The 19,560-nt window shown below is 44.9% G+C and carries 15 protein-coding genes and 1 pseudogene; 6 read left to right on the top strand and 10 right to left on the bottom strand.

The genetic code is table 11. From position 1 onward, the window contains the following. Positions 1 to 15 precede the first annotated feature (15 nt). The 4 genes from dnaB to rpsF are packed head-to-tail and all read right to left on the bottom strand — an operon-like array spanning position 16 to position 2,548. Complete coding sequence (dnaB, locus tag BUR09_RS13935; protein ID WP_139296852.1) at positions 16 to 1,500, bottom strand: replicative DNA helicase; 1,485 nt, start codon at positions 1,498 to 1,500, stop codon at positions 16 to 18. Continuing rightward, complete coding sequence (gene rplI / locus BUR09_RS13930) at positions 1,454 to 1,978, bottom strand: 50S ribosomal protein L9 (protein WP_074217539.1); 525 nt, start codon at positions 1,976 to 1,978, stop codon at positions 1,454 to 1,456. Before rplI ends, dnaB begins: the two co-directional genes overlap by 47 nt. An 11-nt stretch (positions 1,979 to 1,989) precedes the next feature. Beyond that, entirely contained in the window at positions 1,990 to 2,253 is a 264-nt protein-coding gene (gene rpsR, locus BUR09_RS13925) for a 30S ribosomal protein S18 (protein ID WP_019999353.1), read from the bottom strand. Position 2,254: 1 nt separating this feature from the next. Next, entirely contained in the window at positions 2,255 to 2,548 is a 294-nt protein-coding gene (gene rpsF, locus BUR09_RS13920) for a 30S ribosomal protein S6 (RefSeq protein WP_019999352.1), read from the bottom strand. Between the two features lie 397 nt (positions 2,549 to 2,945). Here rpsF and BUR09_RS13915 point away from each other — a divergent pair, with 397 nt between their 5' ends. Both BUR09_RS13915 and BUR09_RS13910 read left to right on the top strand, forming a co-directional pair. Continuing rightward, positions 2,946 to 5,279: an LPS-assembly protein LptD gene (locus tag BUR09_RS13915; RefSeq protein ID WP_084539501.1), complete on the top strand. Its 2,334-nt coding sequence runs from the start codon at positions 2,946 to 2,948 to the stop codon at positions 5,277 to 5,279. A gap of 300 nt (positions 5,280 to 5,579) precedes the next feature. Continuing rightward, positions 5,580 to 6,257, top strand: coding sequence for a carbonic anhydrase (locus BUR09_RS13910; protein ID WP_175566040.1), 678 nt, complete (start codon positions 5,580 to 5,582; stop codon positions 6,255 to 6,257). An 866-nt stretch (positions 6,258 to 7,123) separates the two neighbouring features. Here the strand turns inward: BUR09_RS13910 and BUR09_RS13905 are convergent. The 5 genes from BUR09_RS13905 to BUR09_RS13885 all read right to left on the bottom strand — a co-directional run bounded on the left by BUR09_RS13905 (position 7,124) and on the right by BUR09_RS13885 (position 13,311). Next, positions 7,124 to 8,362, bottom strand: a complete 1,239-nt coding sequence (locus BUR09_RS13905; RefSeq protein ID WP_074217537.1) for an L-serine ammonia-lyase — start codon at positions 8,360 to 8,362, stop codon at positions 7,124 to 7,126. A gap of 14 nt (positions 8,363 to 8,376) precedes the next feature. Further along, entirely contained in the window at positions 8,377 to 9,678 is a 1,302-nt protein-coding gene (locus BUR09_RS13900) for a TRAP transporter large permease (RefSeq protein WP_074217536.1), read from the bottom strand. Beyond that, positions 9,679 to 10,212, bottom strand: a complete 534-nt coding sequence (locus BUR09_RS13895; protein ID WP_074217535.1) for a TRAP transporter small permease — start codon at positions 10,210 to 10,212, stop codon at positions 9,679 to 9,681. An 80-nt stretch (positions 10,213 to 10,292) separates the two neighbouring features. Then, positions 10,293 to 11,318 carry a TRAP transporter substrate-binding protein DctP gene (gene dctP / locus BUR09_RS13890; RefSeq protein WP_074217534.1) on the bottom strand — a complete coding sequence of 342 codons (1,026 nt, stop codon included), beginning with the start codon at positions 11,316 to 11,318 and terminating at the stop codon, positions 10,293 to 10,295. Positions 11,319 to 11,868: 550 nt separating this feature from the next. Beyond that, entirely contained in the window at positions 11,869 to 13,311 is a 1,443-nt protein-coding gene (locus tag BUR09_RS13885; RefSeq protein WP_074217533.1) for a sigma-54-dependent transcriptional regulator, read from the bottom strand. Between the two features lie 329 nt (positions 13,312 to 13,640). Between BUR09_RS13885 and BUR09_RS13880 the strand changes: the two genes are divergently transcribed. From BUR09_RS13880 to BUR09_RS16590, 4 genes and pseudogenes are all read left to right on the top strand, one after another. Then, a complete protein-coding gene (locus tag BUR09_RS13880) occupies positions 13,641 to 16,097 on the top strand; it encodes a PAS domain-containing protein (RefSeq protein ID WP_245796738.1) in 2,457 nt (818 codons plus the stop codon). 93 nt (positions 16,098 to 16,190) lie between these two features. Further along, entirely contained in the window at positions 16,191 to 17,048 is an 858-nt protein-coding gene (locus tag BUR09_RS13875; RefSeq protein WP_074217531.1) for an HAD-IA family hydrolase, read from the top strand. Between the two features lie 31 nt (positions 17,049 to 17,079). Beyond that, positions 17,080 to 17,334, top strand: a complete 255-nt coding sequence (locus BUR09_RS17165) for a redoxin domain-containing protein (RefSeq protein WP_084539499.1) — start codon at positions 17,080 to 17,082, stop codon at positions 17,332 to 17,334. Between the two features lie 12 nt (positions 17,335 to 17,346). Next, a pseudogene (locus tag BUR09_RS16590) lies at positions 17,347 to 17,730 on the top strand (redoxin domain-containing protein); the annotation flags it as partial. A gap of 92 nt (positions 17,731 to 17,822) precedes the next feature. Here BUR09_RS16590 and BUR09_RS13865 read toward each other — a convergent pair. Continuing rightward, positions 17,823 to 19,379, bottom strand: a complete 1,557-nt coding sequence (locus tag BUR09_RS13865) for a sigma-54-dependent Fis family transcriptional regulator (protein ID WP_074217530.1) — start codon at positions 19,377 to 19,379, stop codon at positions 17,823 to 17,825. Positions 19,380 to 19,560 lie beyond the last annotated feature (181 nt).

Below are 19,560 nucleotides of genomic sequence, written 5' to 3'. Positions count from 1 at the left end.
ACTGTCGCAGGGACCTTACATGCCAACGTCTTCTGGAATTTCTTCAGACGGATACAGATCAGTAGGGTTTTCAAATCGTGTAAACTGTCCGTTGTACTGAAGCTGTGCTGTGCCTACAGAGCCGTTACGCTGTTTACCGATAATGATTTCAGCTGAATGAATTTCTGCACGATCTTCTTTTTTGTTGTACACAGCATCACGGTAGATGAACATAATAACGTCAGCATCCTGTTCGATCGCGCCGGATTCACGAAGGTCAGAAAGCATTGGGCGTTTGTCTGCACGTTCTTCAACCTTACGGTTAAGCTGAGACAGCGCGACAACAGGAATATTTAGTTCTTTCGCCAGTGCCTTTAGGTTTCGGGAGATATCGGAAATTTCCAATTCTCGAGAGTCGGTTTTGCGGCTTGATCGCATGAGCTGCAAGTAGTCGACAACAACCATTCCAATATTTTTCTCTGCTTTTAATCGACGAGTACGTGCACGAAGATCAAGAGTAGAAAGGGATGGGGTGTCATCAATGTAAATTGGTGCTTTACCCAGTACGTCTGCTGCGTAATGCAGGCGTCCCCAGTCATCATTATCAATGCCTCGGCCAGTTCTGAGCTTGTTCATGTCTACACCGGCGACGGTAGCCAGCATACGAACCATGAGCTGTTCCATACCCATCTCAAGGGAATAGAACACAACAGGAGTATTGCCTTCCAACGCTGCGTTTACAGCAAGGTTAAGGGTGAACGCTGTCTTACCCATTGAAGGACGTGCTGCAATAATGATGAGATCAGTAGGCTGCAAGCCTGCGGTCATTTTGTCGAGGTTGTAAAAACCAGTCGTAACACCGGTTACGAGATCCTTGCTGTCAATACGGACAGAAAGCTGGTCAAACACACGGTTGATGAGTGTTTTAGAATCAATAAAAGTTTGACCGGAGGTTCGCTCGGAAATTGCAAAAATAGCTTGTTCGGATTCATCCAGAAGTTTGTCGACTTCGGTCCCCTGATCGTAACACTTTCCGATAATGTCTGAGCAGGAGGTGATCAGGTTGCGTTGTAAGGATTTGTCGCGAACAATTTTGGCGTAGTGCTCAGCGTTTGCTGCACTGATGATGGAGTTTACGAGTTCGCCGATGTATACTGCACCGCCAACTTGTTCAAGCAGGCTTTTGTCGCGCAGGTATTGACCGATCGTAACAGGGTCAACGGCAATGCTTTGCCGGTGGAGCTCCATCATGGCGCCAAAGAGAATTTTATGGGCAGGGGCATAGAAATCGTCTTCTGTGACGATGTCTACAAGGGTGTTAAGAGCGTCCGCACGCAAAAAAATACCCCCAAGCACAGCCTGTTCTGCTTCGATACTGTGAGGGGGAACATTGCGCAGCAATTCGTCCGATACATTTTCAAATGCATCGGAAACCGAACCTTCGCCCTGATGGGCGAAGGTATCGGTATTAAAGCTATTCTGCGGATTCTTCTGCGGATTCCACGGTGGATTCTGCGTCATTTTCTTCTACAGGAGCTTCTTCTTCGATGATGCGGCCTTCAGCTTTAATTGCAACCTTAACTTCAGCTACAACACCAGCGTGGAGACGTACACGAACAGTGTAGTCGCCGAGAACGCGGATTGGAGCGTCGAGAAGGATGCGACGACGGTCAATTTCGAGACCGAGTTCAGCAAGTGCATCAGCGATGTTGCTAGCGGTAACAGAACCGTAGAGCTTGTCGTTTTCACCAACACGAACTTCGATGGAAACGTCAGCTGCTTCGAGTTTTTCTGCCAGAGACTGAGCTTCGCTACGAACTTTTTCCATCTGGTCAGTAAGTTTTTTACGCTCGAGCTCAAAAACTTTCATGTTAGATGGAGTTGCAACCATAGCAAGACCCTGAGGTACAAGGTAGTTACGGCCGTAACCAGCTTTAACTTCTACGATATCGCCAAGAACGCCAAGGTTCTCTACGTCAGCGCGGAGAATAAGTTTCATGACCAATCCTCCTATAAGGTGCTTTTCTTTTTCACTTCACTTGCGTGAGTGGAAGTGAATACGAGGAGTGCCATCTGACGGGAGCGTTTGATCTCACGAGTGAGAGCGCGCTGGTGGAAAGCACAGGTGCCGGTGATACGACGAGCGATGATTTTACCACGTTCGGTGATAAAGTCACGGAGGATGTCCGGACGCTTGTAGTTCAACGGAAGATCTTTATCTGCACAGAAGCGGCAGAATTTACGGCGTGGAGTAAAACGTCTTTTAAAAGCCATCTTATTTTGCCTCCTCAAGCTTAACAGTTACGTACTTGAAGATACCATCGGTAATACGGATGATACGCTCAAGTTCGGCAACAGCGGTGCCAGGAGCTTCAAACTCAAGACGAACGTAGTAGCCGCGCATAAATTTCTGTACTGGGTATGCGAGGTCACGCATGCCCCAGTGGTCAGCTTCGAGTACGTTGCCTTCAACGCGCTCGATAACACCAGTAAGAGTGCTCAGCAGTTCTTCGCGAGCATCACTTGCTAACTCTGGGGAGAGAAGCAAAAGTGTTTCGAATTTTCTCATTCCAATCTCCTTATGGACTGTTGGCCCGCCCATCTACAAAAGGGTGAGCAAGGCAGAACGAGGGTTAATAAAGCAGTGCATTGCTTCTGTCAACTTAAATATGTGATCGAGACGATAGCAGATGGTGCTATATTTGTCACCCGATGAGCATGAGAAAGTCTGTTAATTTATCAACAAAGATATTGGTCAAGAGGGCTATGAGTTTTGTCATGTTGAACCGATTTCCTTTCAGTCCGTAGTAGGCCGTGAGACGCAAGGTTTGGATGGTGATATCGCTTATTTTATATGCTTTCCCTGCATGTTAAGCTGTGGTATAGCGTTAATGCTGTTGTACATAGTCTCAGTAGTAGTTGTTAAAAAGTTCTAGTTTTCTATCTGAAATCGTTGGGAAAAATGTATGTTAATATCGCTTCGCAAAGCTGTTGTAGTCTTTTTTGTATGTACTTTCACAATGTTGGCTGTCACAGCCGAGAGTGCAACGCTTACAGCGACAAATGAAGATCAGGAAGCTGTTGAATGGCAGTTATCCGCTCAGAAGGTATCCACGCTTAATGACGCCGAAGTCATTGAAGCTGAAGGGGACGTTGTTCTTAGACAAGGTAAGGATTACCTGAAAGCTGACTTTGCCCGGTACTACGCCGCGACAAACTGGGTGTACTTATCTGGTAATGTTGAAGTGTTCATGAATAATGACAACCTGAGCGCGGAAAACGCTGAGTTTGATCTGGGTAAAAAGACAGGCTGGTTGAAGAATGGTAAAGTCTTCATGGCAGGACCTCATGTATATTTTACCGGCGAGCGTATTCAGAAGAACTGGGGCGATTCATATACATTTAATAATGCTAAGATAACTGTTTGTGATGGTGAAAGACCTGCTTGGTCTTTGGAAACCTCCAATGCGACCCTTGAGCTTGAAGGCTATGCGGTTATTCATGGTGCAGATGTCGAAATTAAGGACGTCCCTGTGTTCGGGGTTCCTTACTTTGTTCTTCCTGTAAAGACCCGACGTGAATCAGGCTTTCTCCGTCCTGACTTTGGTAGCACTACTCGTCTGGGGTTCTGGGTAACGGAGCCATATTACTGGGCCATTGATCAGGAACGTGATATGACGTTCTACCCTCAGTATATGAGTAAACGTGGATTTATGCCGGGGATTGAATACCGTTCCCGTACCTCCAGTGAGAACCAGTTATGGGTTCGTGCGGACTGGATTAATGATGCAAAAACAGTAGATACTATAGCTGAGTCTAAAGACTTTGGTTACGACGGGTTGTTGCGCACAAATGAAAACCGCTACTGGGTTCGTGGTATGTTTAACGGCGAGCTCCCTGATCCTAAATGGAAATTTAAGGCCGATATTGATTACGCATCAGATCAGGATTTGTTGAGAGAGTTTAATCCAATGACTGCTGGCTTTGATGATTCTCAGGGAGCGTTGGAAAGTCGTTTTGGTCGCTCTTTAAATAGTATTAGTGATCCTATTCGTACATCTCGTGCAATTCTTACCCGTGATTGGAACCGTTTTGGTACTGCTCTTGTCGGTGAGTATAACCAGAATAGTAAATTGGGGCATGGTAATCAAAAGCACTCAACCGATACTACGCTTCAGCGTTTACCAGAATTTGATGCATACTTGTTTAAAAACAGAATTCCGGGCTTAGAGCAGGTGCCATTTACCCTTGCAACAGACTTTCAGTCTGTGTTGTTTGCTCGTCGGGAAGGTACCGATGGTAACCGTACTGATATTATGCCAATGCTCGGTCTTCCTATGGTTACTTCTTACGGTACAATTACTCCTGAAGTTGGAATGCAGCAGGTATGGTATAATACAAATCGCGATCCGTTACCTGGTGCAACCGGTGATGATAGTAGAGATTCCCGTACGCTCTTCAAATTTGGCGTTTCCGGTTATACAGAGCTAGCTCGAGTATACAACTATGAGCCTACATTGGTTGCGACTAAGGAAAACGTTGGTGAGACAGAACTTCTAGGTATTAAACATGCTGTTCAGCCACGTTTTGAGTATCGTCATGTTTCTGGAAGTAACTTAAGCGATACTCCTTATTACGATTATGTAGATCGTTTGGGTAATGAAGACGAGTTAACTGTTTCTTTGGTAAATATTCTTACCAAAAAGCAAGCAGTTGTGCTTGCTGGCAATGAAGAAAAGGGCATCGATCCATCTCTTAAGGCTTTATATGGTGAGTTACTTTGGTTCCGAATGCTTCAGTCTTATGACTTTGAAGAAGCAAAACGTGACGAAGATAAGCTGATAGAAAAGAAAAAATATGAACGCCGTCCTTGGAGCGATTTGGAGGGAGAACTGCGCTTCTATCCTTGGAAATATGTTTCATTTTCTTCTCGTACCTTCTTCTCATATTATGACCACCAGATTAATCGTCATGACCATACGTTAACTTTGACCGCACCTAAATATGGCGTATTTTCAACCGGTGTGGATTTCAGAAGTAATCTTGATAAAAATAAAGATTTTGCTGGAACAGGCTTAACTGATCTTAATGTTTGGAAGAATAGTCTTACAGTAGACTTTTTTGCTCCAATTAAGCTTGCAGCCTACTACGAGTATGATTTTGAGAAAAAAGAGACTTATGAGCAAAGTTATTCTTTGATTTATGATCATCAATGTTTTAGGTTGATCTTCAAAGCAAAGTTTACACCGTTTGATGATAGTTATAAGGTGTACCTCGAATTACCGGGGCTCACTTTCTAAGTAGAGAAGCTTAGTAAAGCGTCCTTCACGTGAAGGACGCTTTTTTTATGTCCTGTGGCATACAACCCATTAGCCAAATGAGTAGTTGGTGGTTGCGTACTATTAATCATAAGGGTATCACTACGGACTTTTGCATACTAAGACTTGTGGACAACAGGCATTCTGGCTCCTGAGGAAGAGGGTTGGAGTTAGTTTGTCATGCTGTGATAACCGCAAGAGGGCTGTATGCAAAAAACATTGTGCTATATATTGGCAGGTTGTTGTTTAATGTGTTTCACAATAAATGAAGCGAGGGCGAATATGCGCGATAGAACTCCAGAAAGCGCGCTCAAGGCCTTGCAAGAGGGGAATCAGCGATTCGTTGCAAACGAATCGGGACACCCACGCTCGAGCTATGAGCAGACAATTATGGCAAAGGCGCTCGATCAGACCTACCATGCAATTGCGACTTTTGTTGCCTGTTCAGACTCCCGTATGCCTGTTGAACGTATATTTGATGTCGGAATAATGGATGCTTTTGTTGTCCGTACTGCCGGTAACGTCATCGGTGTCGATCAAGCAGGTTCAATAGAATATGGCGTAGGAGTCGTAGCGACTCCACTGTTGGTATTCCTTGGGCATACGAAATGTGGTGCAGTGCAAACAACAATTGATAAGTTGTATGGAAAAGCTGATGAGCTAACCCCTAGTATTAACGCAATAATTGCAAAAATCAGACCTGCTGTTCTGAACGTTCTTAATAGAGAAGAAGACTTGAATGGTCAGAGTGTCCTTGATGCTTCTGTTGAGCAGAACATCTGGCAGGGACTGCATGATTTGTTTATGAAAAGTAAGCTCGTCCGTGATAAGTACGCCAACGGTGGTGTAAAAATCATTGGTGGAATGTATGACGTGGAGACAGGTGTTGTGCGTTGGCTTGATGAAAAGAATGTCTCCAATGTGTATGCCAGTGTCCAGCTTGAATTAGAAAACGAATAAACAGACAATACAATTGTTCGTAGCAGCGAACAGTGATGCCATTAGGTTGCCAGAAAAAAAGAAAAGCCCACTGAAAGGTGGGCTTTTTTTGTGTGTTATAAAAAAATTACAAAAAGGTTAAAAAAATACAAGCAGTCGCTTTGGGGGGAAAGTGAAGATTAACCAAGGTGTTAATACTGCTGTTTGATGTTTTTAAGTAAAGTTATGCCTGCTTTTTGAATAAAGAAGACGTTTGTGGGTGTTGACTATTCTAAAAGGATAAGGCTAAACAGGAATTGCAGCAAAAATAACATTTTTGAAGAAAAATAGTATTTCATTTTAGTTCTTACATATTTTTTTAACAAATTTGTTTGCCTTGGTTCGGCAGTTTCACTGTAGAGTGGTACTAATGCAGTGAGAGATTCACTGTTTTTTAGCAGGAATAGATGACAATGCCGAATTGCATAAAAAGGCTACACGAATGATCTTAATGTAAGCTCAACAGGCTTACGTTGATACCAATTCATGCCCATGCAAGGGGCTGAAAGCTAACTCTTCTCGCAACGTAGAGTGAGCCAATGGGGGAGACCGGTGCACCATCACCGGTCTCATTCGTGTTTAAGAGCCTGTGTACTAATTGTCGGAACTAAGAAGGCAAAGTTTTATTGCCAGTTTTCTTATCATTATATTTGAGAATTATAGGTTCAATAAACGTGTAAAGGCGCCATCGGAGGGATGATACCGATGGCGCCTTTACGGTGCTCTATATGCCTTAGGCAAGCAGATTGTTGCTCTCACGGTGTCCAGTTTGTCCGTAGCGATGAACACTTACGGACAGGTGTTATACTGGTACCGCCAATCTGCAAATATAAGAAGGTGGGCTAGTTCTAACTGCAGCCTGGGCAGTCTTTGCACGGTGATGACTTTCTGTCTGCGTAAGCTACGGCAAGACCTCCTGTAGATGTTTCGCGGTAGAGGCTTGGGAGGTCATGGCCTGTTTGGGTCATGACTGCCACCACTTCATCAAACGGAATATGATGGGTACCGTCTGAGAAGAGCGTCATTTCCGCGAGAGAAAGAGCACGTGTTGCAGCGCATGCGTTACGTTCAATGCAAGGAATCTGAACCAGTCCGTCAACAGGGTCGCAGGTCAGACCGAGGTGATGTTCAAGCCCCATTTCAGCAGCGTACTCAATTTGCTTGATTGAGCCACCCAGTAGCTGTGTAGCAGCTGCTGCCGCCATGGAACAGGCTGAACCTACTTCGCCCTGACAGCCAACCTCGGCACCGGAAATGGAGCCGTTGTGCTTGATGACGTTGCCAAAAAGGCCAGCTGTTGCAAGTGCACGCAGGATGTCTTTTTCTGTTGAATCATGCTTTTCCTTAATGTAGCGCAGGACTGCTGGTACAATGCCGCAGGAGCCACATGTCGGTGCTGTAACAATTGTTCCACCACCGGCGTTTTCTTCAGACACAGCAAGCGCATATGCTGTTACAAGCCCTGTATGCTGGAGTTCTTTTCCGGCAAGTTTGCTTTTCTTATAGTAGTTCCATGCTTGACGTCGTAGTCCGATGGAACCAGGGAGTACGCCCTGATTGGTGAGCCCATTTTCAATAGCAGAGGACATGACTTTCCAGATTTCTTTCAGGAAATCCCAGATGTCTTTCCCTTCTCGTTGCTCAACGTATTCCCAGTATGTAAGACCCTTGTCAGAACAATACTTCATGATGTCAGCCATGGTGGTTAGGTCATAAACTGCTTCCGTGGCTTCATCTTCTTTTCCTGATTCGCGTAACGCTCCACCACCTACAGAGTAGACGGTGTAGTCTGCTGTTACATTACCGTCTGTATCCAGAGCTTCAAAGATCATTCCGTTCGGATGGTCTGGAAGTTTGTCGTCCGGACGCCATACGATCTCTGTCCGTTCCTCACCGAGAACCTGAAGGATTGCCCAGTCTGTAAGGTGCCCTTTACCTGTGGCACCCATGCTTTCAAACAGGTGGACTCGGTAGCTTGCAGCATTGGGATGTGCAGCGAGAAAACGCTCTGCGGCAAACTTTGGTCCCATTGTGTGTGATGAGGAAGGACCAAGACCAATTCGGTAGAGTTCTTTTATGCTCTGCATGAGGATTACTCTCCTTAATTCATGGCCAGATTAACGAGCCAGAGGGATACTTCAGGAATATAAGTTGTAATAAGCAGTGTTGGCAGCCATGCAAAAAGAATGAGAATGATGGTCGGTTTGAGCATGGTGTTTACACGTGCACCGGAGATTCGACCGGAAAGGTAGAGCAGTGGCGCAGTTGGCGGGGTAACGTTACCCATACCGAGGTTAACACCCATGATAGCTGCAAAGTGAATAGGATCAACACCAAGTTGTGTTACTAGTGGCAGCAATAGCGGTGTGCCCAGAAGTACACCGGAAACGTCGTCCATAAGCATACCCATGATGAGCATGAATACGTTGATCATCATAAGGATGACATACTTGTTTTCGGATACGGAAGTTAAAACATCCATTACCTGAGTTGGAAGATCTTCCATAATGTACAGGCGGGAAAGGATCATAACCGCGAAGGTCATAGCCATAATAACACCTGTAGTAGTTGCGGACTCAATGAGAGTCTTCATCAGGTCACGAGCTTTAAGGCCACGGTATACGAAGAGTGCAACTGGAATCGCGTACAGAACCGCAGCAGCAGCTGCTTCTGTAGGGGTCATGATACCGCCGTAAATACCGCCGAGGATAATTACAGGCATCATAAGAGCAGGAGATGCTTTTGCACCTTTTTTAATAAAAAGTTTGCCGGTAGTGGCAAGGTCGCCGTGGTCAGCAACTTGAATGTTTTTGTTGTTGCGCAGCAAGTACAGGTTAACAAGGCTGAGCAAGGTTGTAAGGATAACACCCGGAACAAATGCTGCGAGGAAGCAAGCAAGTACGGACTGGTTACCCATCCATGCATAGAGAATCATAAGCATAGATGGTGGGATAAGGATACCAAGTACGCCGGAGCTTGCGAGGAGCGCCGCAGCATGTCCGGTAGGGTAGCCTGCACGTTTGAGCTTAGGCATCATGATGGAACCGATACAGGATACGGTTGCGGAAGAAGAACCGGATACTGCACCGAAGATAGCACATGTAATAACACATACTACGCCAAGCCCACCGCGGATGCGACCGGCAATAACGTCAACAACATCGATTAGTTTGTCACCGATGCCCCCTTTGTCCATTACACCACCCGCCATAATGAAGAGCGGAATAGTGAGAAGAACAACAGAGTTCATTTTAGCAAAGCCGTATGGCAGTAGGAAGCTAGGATCGTAGCCACCCTGAAAAATTAAGAACGCAGCAGAGCTGAAGAACGCAAACGGAATTGGTACACCAATGAACAGTGTGAATACCAGAATACCGATTGCAATTGCGATAGTTATAGACATTTAAAAATCCCCCGTGCAGCCGAATCTTTCGCCTTTAATGAAAGCGATAAGGTCCTGTACAAAGTATACTACGTGGTACAAAGACATGAGAACAAAGCCCAGACCGACTGCGGATTGTGGAATAAGCATTGGCAGACGGAATACAGGGGACTTTGGATGCATGACAAAAGCCCATGCAACAAATTGCAGCGCCCAGTAGGTAAAGAGAAGGCAGATACCACAGGTAATGGCATCTTTTAAAAGAAGAACAGCGCCTCTTATAAAATCATTTCTAATGTAGCAGGAGAGCAGGTCTGCTGAAATTTGGCTTTTTTCACGGCTTCCCTGTGCGGCACCCATAAAATAGAGCCAGAAGGCAAGCATAGAGATAAGTTCTTCTGAACCGTAAAAGTCAGAGCCGAAGACATAGCGGATCACAATGGTATAGCAGATCATAGCAACAATAATGATGCTGGTGCTTGCCATTACGAATTTTTGGAAAAGGCCAAGCCCAATCCATGGAATGCTAAGAGCATTTAGCAGTGATTTAGTCATAGTAAGTATCCCTTGAGCAACTCAGGAAGTCGGCGGTGCGGAATTCCGCACCGCCGTGTAGGTTTAGAACTGGTTTGCTCTTATTCGTTGTAAGAGGCTTTAATACCGTTGAGCAGCTCAGGAGTGAGGTTTTGTTCAAGGCGAGGCCATGCTTTTGCACGTACATAGTCTGCCATCTGTTCGAGTTCCTGAGTGGTAAACATAATTACTTCAATGCCTGCTTCAGCAAGCTTTTTACGGTACATTTCGTCTTCGCTTTCAGCCATGAGGAAGGAGTTCTGGGACTCGTCGCTGAATGCGGATTCAACAATTTTCTGATCTTCAGCAGACATGCCTTCGAAAGTCTTCTTGTTCATTACGTACTGGGTAGACTCGAAGTTAACGTTGTACTGGTAGTAGTACTTAATTACGTCGCGGAAGCCGAGGTAGTTCAGGTTTGGAGGACCACCGAGCCAACCGTCAACAACACCGGTCTGCAATGCGGAGTAAACATCTGTGTAAGGTAGGGAAGAAGTACGGAAGCCGAGTTCTTCTGCGCCGAATTTAAATACATCAAGACCTGGTACACGGATCATGAAGCCTTTTTCTTTGCCAGGTTCGTTAGCGTTTTCAAGCGGCTTAACAGTACCTACGCCGATGAAACCTTCACCGTAGTAGCCGAGGAATTTAACGCCAAGAGCGTCGTGCATTTTTGCCATTTCTTTTGGAAGGAAGGCGTTTTTATCGTAAACCTTACGAGCCTGTTCGTAGTCACGTGCAATATATGGAAGGAAGCCAACACCGAGACGAGCGTCAAACTGGTCCGGTACGGTGATGTGCGCGATGTCGATAGAACCGCGGATAACTTCTTCATACAACTGGCTAGCATCACCAAGCTGGTTAGCTGGGTAAATTTTAATTTCGATGCGGCCGTTTGTTTCTTTTTCAATGCGAGCTTTAATGCGTTCAGCAGATTTTTGAGCCATATGCTCAATTGGATGCTGGGTTGCGAGTTTGAGAACAACTTTTTCGTCTTTCTTGCTTGCTGGTTGCTCTTCGCCGCCGGAACATGCGGTAAGACCAAGGGCAGCTGCAAAACATAGCATAAGTGCTGCAAAACGTTTCATTACAGTAACTCCTAGAATTTATTGATCGAACTCTGATCCACTTCAGAGTCCTTCCTCCCACGCGAGCATCACAGCTCACGCCCACTTTATGCGTAGAGTGTGCCATATGTAGAAAAAATCATCTTTTAGAGTGGTTATTAATTTAACCGCTCTTTTTGTCCTGCAAAAGTGAATGAAAATGCATATTGGAATGTTCACAAAAACGGGACAGGGTAAAGTGGGTGTTCATAAAAACAGTACATGCAGTATGTTTTTTTATTGGGTAGATGAGTTATCTATATGTTTTATTTAGGATTGTTATTGTAAACTTGTTTCTTTGATCATAAGGTCAAAGTTATTTTGGGTAGCACAAGGAATTGAATGGTTGCTCAGCAGTTAAGCGTAAAGGAAGGAGTTACTGATTTCTGCACAGCAGAGCTTATCTTTGTTTACCGGATGATGTGAAGATGGAGAGGGATGGAGGATTGAGTTGTTTGCGTAATCAGTCAGAATGTTTTGTAAAAGTGAACATCAATCATTTGTTTATATTCACTTGCGGATTACATGTGCTTTATCTGGAGATGTCATGCTCTTTCATGAGAACATATAAACGGGTACGTGACAGACCAGAAAGTTTACAGGCTTCCTTAATAGAACCGTTAGCTTGTCGGATAAGGTTCTCGAGATAAACCTTTTCAATTTGAGCAATGCAGGTTGTGCGGAATAACTTGAAAGAAGGGAATTCTCCACTGAAGAGTGATGAGAGAGCCTCCGCAGGGACTGGTGTAAGAATGCTGGAATCATTTTGTTCTGCAAGCGGAGTTTCTTCCCCAATAGGGCGCAGCATCTTACCTGCGGCACGTGCACGGATGTCCACAGGCAGATGTTCCGGATAGAGTGTTGACTCGCCTTTTGCACGCATGATGATGCGTTCAAGTGTTTGCACTAGTTCTCGTACGTTGCCTGGCCACTCATAATGCATAAGTGTCGTGATAAGTTCTTTTGAAAGTCTTTTGGTGGATGTGCTGTATTTGGCACAAAGACGTTTTGTGTGGAATTTTGTAAGAGCGGGAACGTCCTCAAGACGATTTCGAAGGGGAGGTATTTCCATGGAACAGGATTTTAGTCGGTAGTATAAGTCGGTTCTAAACGTGCCTTCTTCGCACATTTTTTCAAGATTCCGGTTTGTTGCAGCAACAAGGCGGAAGTTGCTTGTCTTTTCAGATGTGGAACCGATCGGACGGTAGCGTTTTTCTTGTAATACGCGCAGGAATGCGGATTGGGTAGGAAGCGGGAGTTCGCCAACCTCATCTAGAAAGAGAGTGCCGCCGTCAGCTTGTTCGATAACCCCTTTCTGGGTGGTAGTGGCTCCGGTGAATGAACCTTTGATGTGTCCGAAGAGTTCACCTTCCACAAGGTTTTCTGGAATGGAGGCACAGTCCAGCACCACAAAAGGGCCCTCTGCACGGCTGCTGTTTTCATGAACGGTGCGTGCAACAACTTCCTTCCCTGTACCTGTTTCACCTGTAATCAAAACACTTGCATCACCAGTGGCTGCAACGGAAATGTTTTCCAAAACAGACTGCAGAGCGGGGCTGTCACCTATAAGTGAATCCCTTTTAATGATGCGCTCAGACCACTCCTTGTTTCTCTCTCTGAATTTGAGGGCTCGTTCCATTGAAAAAGTAATTTGTTTTAAGCTGCTTCCCTTCTCTATGTAGTCCCATGCGCCGTTTTGAATTGCCAGTTCTGCTCCGTCAGGGTCGCCTGCACCGGTGATGATGATAACGTCTGGTTGTCCTTTTGAAGAGCGAATGCGTGGTAAGGCACTTATTCCGCTTCCGTCCGGAAGGCGTACATCAAGAAACACCAGGTCGAATGATTTCTTTTCCAGCGTGGCAATACCATCAGTTAAATTGCTGGCAATGGAGGACTCAAACCCGCTGTCTTCCGCCAGTTGGGATATGATGTTGGAAATGTTTGGGTCATCGTCAATAATTAAAATACGAAACATCACGACTCCAGCTTTGTTCAACCACTAAATAGCGTTATAAAAAGAAGCAAAAAAGGCATGGGAGTACAAAATCTCTTCGTAAGATAGATATGGAATATGCTGCCAGTAAAGACATGCTTTAGTAAACAGTGGCGCTACATTAATCAACTCACTCAAATATAATACGGTATAGGGTGTAAAAGTACAAAAGTGAAAAATGGAAGTGCATGGTGCAGTCATTAAAGTAGTCTTAACTTTCAGTATGCAATATTAATAACATTTATACAAAATATCTTGTTATGATTAATGAATTCTTGTCTTCCTTACGAAAGTCGAGCCCAGTATATCTGGTGCTTTTTTTACTGCTGCCGTTGTGTGCAACTCTTCCGGTATATTGGTATTTTTATGAGAATACACGTCTTACAGATCCATTATCTGAAATGGAACGAGAATGGTTGGGAAGGCTGGATCGTCCATTAGTGTTGGCTGTCACGCCTGACACACGCCCGCTTGAGTTCGTTGATGCACAGGGTGAATATCAGGGAATGGTTGCAGATTACGTGCATCGTGTTGCGGAAGAATTGAATATAGAGTTTGAGGTTGTTGAGCCGGCTAACATGCAGGAATTACTTTGGCTTGCTAAGCAACGGAGAGTTGATGTTATTGCGGCATTTGCAGGGAATCCCGCAAGTACTGATGCTATGCTTTTTACAAATCCCTATCTTGAATTGTCTACAGCTATTCTGGCGAACAGGAGTGGTAAGGAGCCGCTCTCCTTATCTGTTATAAGTGAAAAGAAAATGGGGCTGGCACTGCCGAAGGGGTATGACGTTCTTTCTTATGTGGAAAAGTTTTATCCGGATATTCATATACAGACCACATACAACTATCTAGCCGCGCTACTGCATGTTTCATTCAATGAAATTGATGCAACTATCATTTCTCTACCTCAAGCAAGTTATTTTATTGAAGATAAAGGAATCACTAACCTGCGTGTAGCAGGATATACCGACTACCGCTTGTATTACCGTATGGGGGTGCGTTCAGACATGCCCATTCTTGCGGACATTTTTCAGAAAGCGCTGGATAACATTACACCGGTTGAGCGGGAACGTATTCTGAAGCGCTGGGTTCATTTGCAGCAGGATTACTTGTCGGCTTTCTTTTCTAACCGTTTTATCTGGTACATAATTGTTAGCATTGTTTCCTTTACGCTTCTTGCATTTGTGGGAATCATTTTTTGGAACAGAACCTTGCGGTTACGGGTTAATGAACGAACTAGAGAGTTAAAGCGTGAGCTTAAAGATAGAACTCGTTTTCTGGCAGCGCTTGATCAGGCTGAAGATGGTATCTTTATTTTAGATACAGATGGGATTTTGGAATATGTGAATGCCTCTCTGTTGAATCTAACGCAATATACAGAAGAGGAAATGCTGGGAAGACATATCTCTATGCTGCGAGCGAAACAACATCCGCAGGAATTTTTTGAAGAGTTATGGAAAGTGTTGCGCAGCGGTGGAGTGTGGCGTGGTGAGACCGTTTATGTGAAGAAGAACGGTGAAGAGATTTCTGCCGAAGTTACTGCGACTCCGGTATTTGATGAAACAGGTGCGCTAATAAATATTGTCGAGTTGATTCGTGATGTTACCGAGCAACGCAAGATGGAAGAACATCTTAAGCAAAGCCAGAAGCTTGAAGAGCTAGGAACGCTTGCTGGTGGTATTGCTCATGATTTCAATAACATTATTGCCGCGATTTCAGGGTATGCTGAGCTTGCTTTGCCATCCACCGAAAAAGGAAGTCGTGCTCACACAAATTTGGAACGCATCCAGCAAGTGGCAGAGCGTGCACGGGCAATGGTGCATCAAATTCTTGTTTTTTCCCGTCGTAGAAAACCAGAGAAGGTACTTGTAGATGTCTCGGCAATGGTGAAGGAAGTCTTACAGCTCCTTCGTCCCTCCCTTCCTTCTACTATTGAGATAAAAAGTAAGCTTGCCGATGGCTGTACGGTTATGGCGGATGCCAGCCAATTGCATCAGGTCGTGATGAACCTTGGAACAAACGCTGGATATGCCATGCGTACCAACGGGGGAATCCTGACTATTTCAATATCCAGCATACAGCTGCTTGCCGGAACAGCCCGGCTTATGGGGTTGTCGAGGGGGAGGTATGTTTCTCTAGTTGTTGAGGATACAGGTGAGGGCATTCCTGCGCATCATGTTCGACGTATTTTTGATCCGTTTTTCACTACAAAGCCGAAAGGTGAAGGGACTGGTATGGGCCTTTCCATGGTGCATGGCATCATTACCAGTATGCGTGGTCATATTTCTGTTGAAAGTAGTGAAGGGGTAGGAACTCGTTTTACTGTCCTTATTCCGTACAGCAAAGGTGAGGAAGAAGGAGAAATACCTACAGCCGTGCCTCTCACGGAAGGTGAAGGAAGTATAATGTTAGTGGATGATGAAGAAGACCTTGTGAAGGTGTATTCAGCAGCATTGGAAGATTTGGGATACGATGTCAGGCCATATAATGATTCAGCTGAAGCCCTCGGTGCGTTTCGGGATAATCCGTATTCGATTGACTTACTGATAACTGATCAAACCATGCCGAAACTGACTGGGGATAAACTGGCGACCGCTGTTCATATAATACGTCCTGATCTTCCAATAATCCTATGTTCTGGATACTCCGATGCAATTGATTCTATTAAAGAAGGTCAGAACGGTATTCGAAAGGTATTACTTAAGCCTTTTGAGCTACAAGATTTGGGAAGAGCGGTGCAGGAATTACTGCGACGTAAGCTGTAATTGTGGCCTAGTGGGATAAAGGTATCGCTGAGCAGGTGTCCCTGTGGTACTCTTAAAAATAGAAGTAAAGAGTAAGGTCAGGCAGGAGTAGAGATGCATACCCTTGTTTTTGATGTATATGGAACGCTTGTGGACACTGCGGATGTAACCGCATTGCTTGAGATAAAGTTGGGCGAATGTGCTGCTTTTTTTGCCAGCCAATGGCGAAATAAGCAGCTTGAGTATTCGTACCGGATGGGGCTTATGCGACGGTATGAACCGTTTTCGCAGTGTATGCGGTATGCCTTTGAATATACCTGCGAGGAGTTTCGCGTTTGCTTTACAAGTGAGGAAAAAGAAGCCCTTTTTCTCCGTCACGTAGCCTTACCTGCATTTGAGGACGCCAAGATTGCACTACCTAAATTCGCCTTTACCGATGCCGAATGTTTTGTATTTAGTAATGGTACAGCGGATGATGTCGATGCGGCTTTATCTTATGCAGGATTACGTTCATATGTGCAGGATATTGTGAGTGTGGATTCTATTAAGATGTATAAGCCGTCGCGCATTGCGTATAGATATCTTGTAGAATATATTACGCAATTTCATTCTAATAGTGGTACATGCTTGGATGAAAATTCATCCGTACTTGAGAAAAAACGGATAGTTGATCTGAATGTGCAGGATCGGCAGTGTCTGCACTACGTAGAATCTGGTCTTGAGGATGCTGAGCCTGAAATGCAAGACGATGCATTTTTAACTATTACACCGGAACTACACAAGATCTGGCTTATTTCTTCCAATCCGTTTGATGTGATTGGAGCAAAGGTAGCTGGTTTACAGGCGGCTTGGATTCGTCGTTCAGCCTCCAGTGTATTTGACCCATGGGGCATAGAGCCGACCATAACGGTTGAGAATCTGAATGAACTCTATGACGTGTTACGATATCGGAACGCAATTAATCCGTTATAGTAAGGCATAGTAAGTGAAACGGGACAAAGATATGGTAGAAAGATTATCAGATAAGCTTGCCGCAGTAAGAGAAGAATTTACAAGAATGGCTCTCCAGTCAGTGCAGGATACCATGAACAATTCTGCACAGCTGTTAAAGGACTCAGGTATTCTTGATAATGCCAAACACGTAGGAGACCGTGCTCCTGACTTTGTTTTGAAAAATGTTCAGGGTGTTCCTGTTGATTCTACAAAATTGCGTAAGGCAAAACGTTTGGTTATCTGCTTCTATAGGGGCGGGTGGTGACCATACTGTAACCTTCAGTTGAAGGCATTACGTGATGTTCAACAAGAAATCGAAGCGCGCGGAGCAGTCTTGGTCGCCATTTCTCCGCAGCTACCGGATGACTCTCTGTCAGAGGAAGAAAAACGTGTTATTCCGTTTGAGGTGCTGACAGACCCAGATAACGGCGTTGCGCGTCAGTTCGGAATAGTCTTTTCCTTGGATGAAGATTTGTGTGAGGTATACAAAGGCTTCAACATCAATCTTGAAAAAGCCAATGGAAATGCAAAATGGGAACTGCCTATTCCTGCTGTCTATATTATAGATACTGACAGTACCATCTTGTACACGTTTTTGGATACGGACTATACCGTTCGGCTTGAACCTTCAGAGATTTTGATTCAGCTTGATGCGCTTTAAACGGAGCAGCTTTCGTTGGAGACCAAGTAGAATGAATTTCAATGATTAAAGCCCCCTCGCCTACATAATGGATATGCGAGGGGGCTTTTGTATTATCGCTTTTTTCCAAAAACTATTCCTAGCTTTCGCATCCGATGGCGAAGGGTGGATGCATTAACCCCGAGAAGCTGAGCGGCTCCGTCTGCCCCTTCAATTTTTCCGTTACAGTGCTGCAAGGCTTTTTCAATGTACATGCGTGTAACCTCGTCGAGCGTCGGAAAGGCTTGTTGGCTATTGAGCACTAGAGGCGTTGCGGTGGCTTTAGTAGTTGCAACAGAGTCTTGAGAATCCCCAGAAAATTTCAGGCTAGAAAATGTTAGCGGCTTGCCTTGCCCTAAAATTATTTGGCGTTCCACTACATTGTGCATTTCACGTACATTTCCGGGCCAATGATAGCTCGTTAAGTTTTCTATGCCTTCAGGTGTTACGGCCGGCTGTGGTACGCCAAGTTTAGCAGAACAGGTTGTCAAGAAATGCGCCAGTAGTAGAGGAATATCTACCTTGCGCTCTCGAAGGGGAGGGACGACAACTGGAAAGGTACTGAGCCGGAACCATAAGTCTTCGCGGAACTTTCCTTCATCCACCAGTTTTTTCAAGTCCCTGTGTGTTGCGGCAATGATTCGGGCATCAATAGGTATCTCTGTGTCGCCGCCGACACGTTCAATGGTCTTTTCCTGCAATACGCGGAGGAGACGCACCTGTGCATCCGGTGGAAGCTCGCCTATTTCGTCAAGGAGCAGGGTGCCACCGTTAGCGCGTTCAAAACGTCCTTTTCGTTGTTGAGCTGCACCTGTAAATGCTCCCTTCTCGTGTCCAAAGAGGACGCTGTCTACAAGGGATTCCGGAATAGCCCCACAGTTAACTGTGATGAAAGGTTTATCGTGTCTTGGTGACATGCGGTGCAGGGCATTTGCCAATACTTCCTTACCAACACCGGTTTCTCCCAGCAGCATTACAGGCACATCGGTGTTTGCTACCTGTGAAAGCATATTGAGTGTGTTTTTTAATCCAGTGCGCGCACCGATAACAGTTTCACCTGCCTTTTTAGCAAGTTCGCGTTGCAGAAATTTGTTGTCGTCTTGAAGCTGATCTTTAACTGCTTTTAGCTCATCAAAGCGAAGAGCATTGACCATTGCAATAGTAAGAGGGTCGTTAAGGGAAGAAAGCGTATCAATTTCTTCTTCTGAGAAGGCATGTACTTTGGACCGTGCAAAGGTAGCGACTCCTAAGAGTTCACCATCAATACGCAGGTAGCAGATTACACCGGAAAAATCCTTGATGCCGATGCGCTTACTGACTTTGCGTGTGATGTCTTCGTCGTTCGAATTGGGAATATAGCCTGAGAGCATATTCACATCAGCAGCGGTACGCATGAATTTTTGATGGATGGATTCATTGATCGTAAGGTCCGCAATAAGGCGTGTGGCACCTTCATGCACAGATATTATGTTGTGTAATACACGCTTCTCATCATCGTAAATATCGAAATTTATTGTATCTACAGGCAGGTTTTTCTGAAGATATTGATACAGGTTTGTAATCGCGTTTTGCAGGTTGAGCGTTGAGCAAATGATTTTGGTAACGCTTCTAAAAAAATTTTGTGGCGGCATATGGGCACCTTCATCCTGTCACATATGATAGTTGCGGCGGCTTCTGTTAAATATAACAGGTGCACTGTCAAATACAACAGTTATTAGGGGAGGGAAGACGGGGGGCGAGTTAACCTTCTGTAATCTAATAACTGTTTTATTGGCATGCAGATTGCTTTGTTAGTGCTGCTGCCGAAATAAA

Source organism: Halodesulfovibrio marinisediminis DSM 17456 (assembly GCF_900129975.1).
GTDB lineage: Bacteria > Desulfobacterota > Desulfovibrionia > Desulfovibrionales > Desulfovibrionaceae > Halodesulfovibrio > Halodesulfovibrio marinisediminis.
This window is presented reverse-complemented; position numbering and strand designations above follow the sequence as displayed.

Coding starts and splice junctions, on each gene's coding strand:
- dnaB (WP_139296852.1), bottom strand. CDS start 1,500: ATGACGCAGAATCCACCGTGGAATCCGCAGAAGAATCCGCAGAATAGC.
- rplI (WP_074217539.1), bottom strand. CDS start 1,978: ATGAAACTTATTCTCCGCGCTGACGTAGAGAACCTTGGCGTTCTTGGC.
- rpsR (WP_019999353.1), bottom strand. CDS start 2,253: ATGGCTTTTAAAAGACGTTTTACTCCACGCCGTAAATTCTGCCGCTTC.
- rpsF (WP_019999352.1), bottom strand. CDS start 2,548: ATGAGAAAATTCGAAACACTTTTGCTTCTCTCCCCAGAGTTAGCAAGT.
- BUR09_RS13915 (WP_084539501.1), top strand. CDS start 2,946: ATGTTAATATCGCTTCGCAAAGCTGTTGTAGTCTTTTTTGTATGTACT.
- BUR09_RS13910 (WP_175566040.1), top strand. CDS start 5,580: ATGCGCGATAGAACTCCAGAAAGCGCGCTCAAGGCCTTGCAAGAGGGG.
- BUR09_RS13905 (WP_074217537.1), bottom strand. CDS start 8,362: ATGCAGAGCATAAAAGAACTCTACCGAATTGGTCTTGGTCCTTCCTCA.
- BUR09_RS13900 (WP_074217536.1), bottom strand. CDS start 9,678: ATGTCTATAACTATCGCAATTGCAATCGGTATTCTGGTATTCACACTG.
- BUR09_RS13895 (WP_074217535.1), bottom strand. CDS start 10,212: ATGACTAAATCACTGCTAAATGCTCTTAGCATTCCATGGATTGGGCTT.
- dctP (WP_074217534.1), bottom strand. CDS start 11,318: ATGAAACGTTTTGCAGCACTTATGCTATGTTTTGCAGCTGCCCTTGGT.
- BUR09_RS13885 (WP_074217533.1), bottom strand. CDS start 13,311: ATGTTTCGTATTTTAATTATTGACGATGACCCAAACATTTCCAACATC.
- BUR09_RS13875 (WP_074217531.1), top strand. CDS start 16,191: ATGCATACCCTTGTTTTTGATGTATATGGAACGCTTGTGGACACTGCG.
- BUR09_RS17165 (WP_084539499.1), top strand. CDS start 17,080: ATGGTAGAAAGATTATCAGATAAGCTTGCCGCAGTAAGAGAAGAATTT.
- BUR09_RS13865 (WP_074217530.1), bottom strand. CDS start 19,379: ATGCCGCCACAAAATTTTTTTAGAAGCGTTACCAAAATCATTTGCTCA.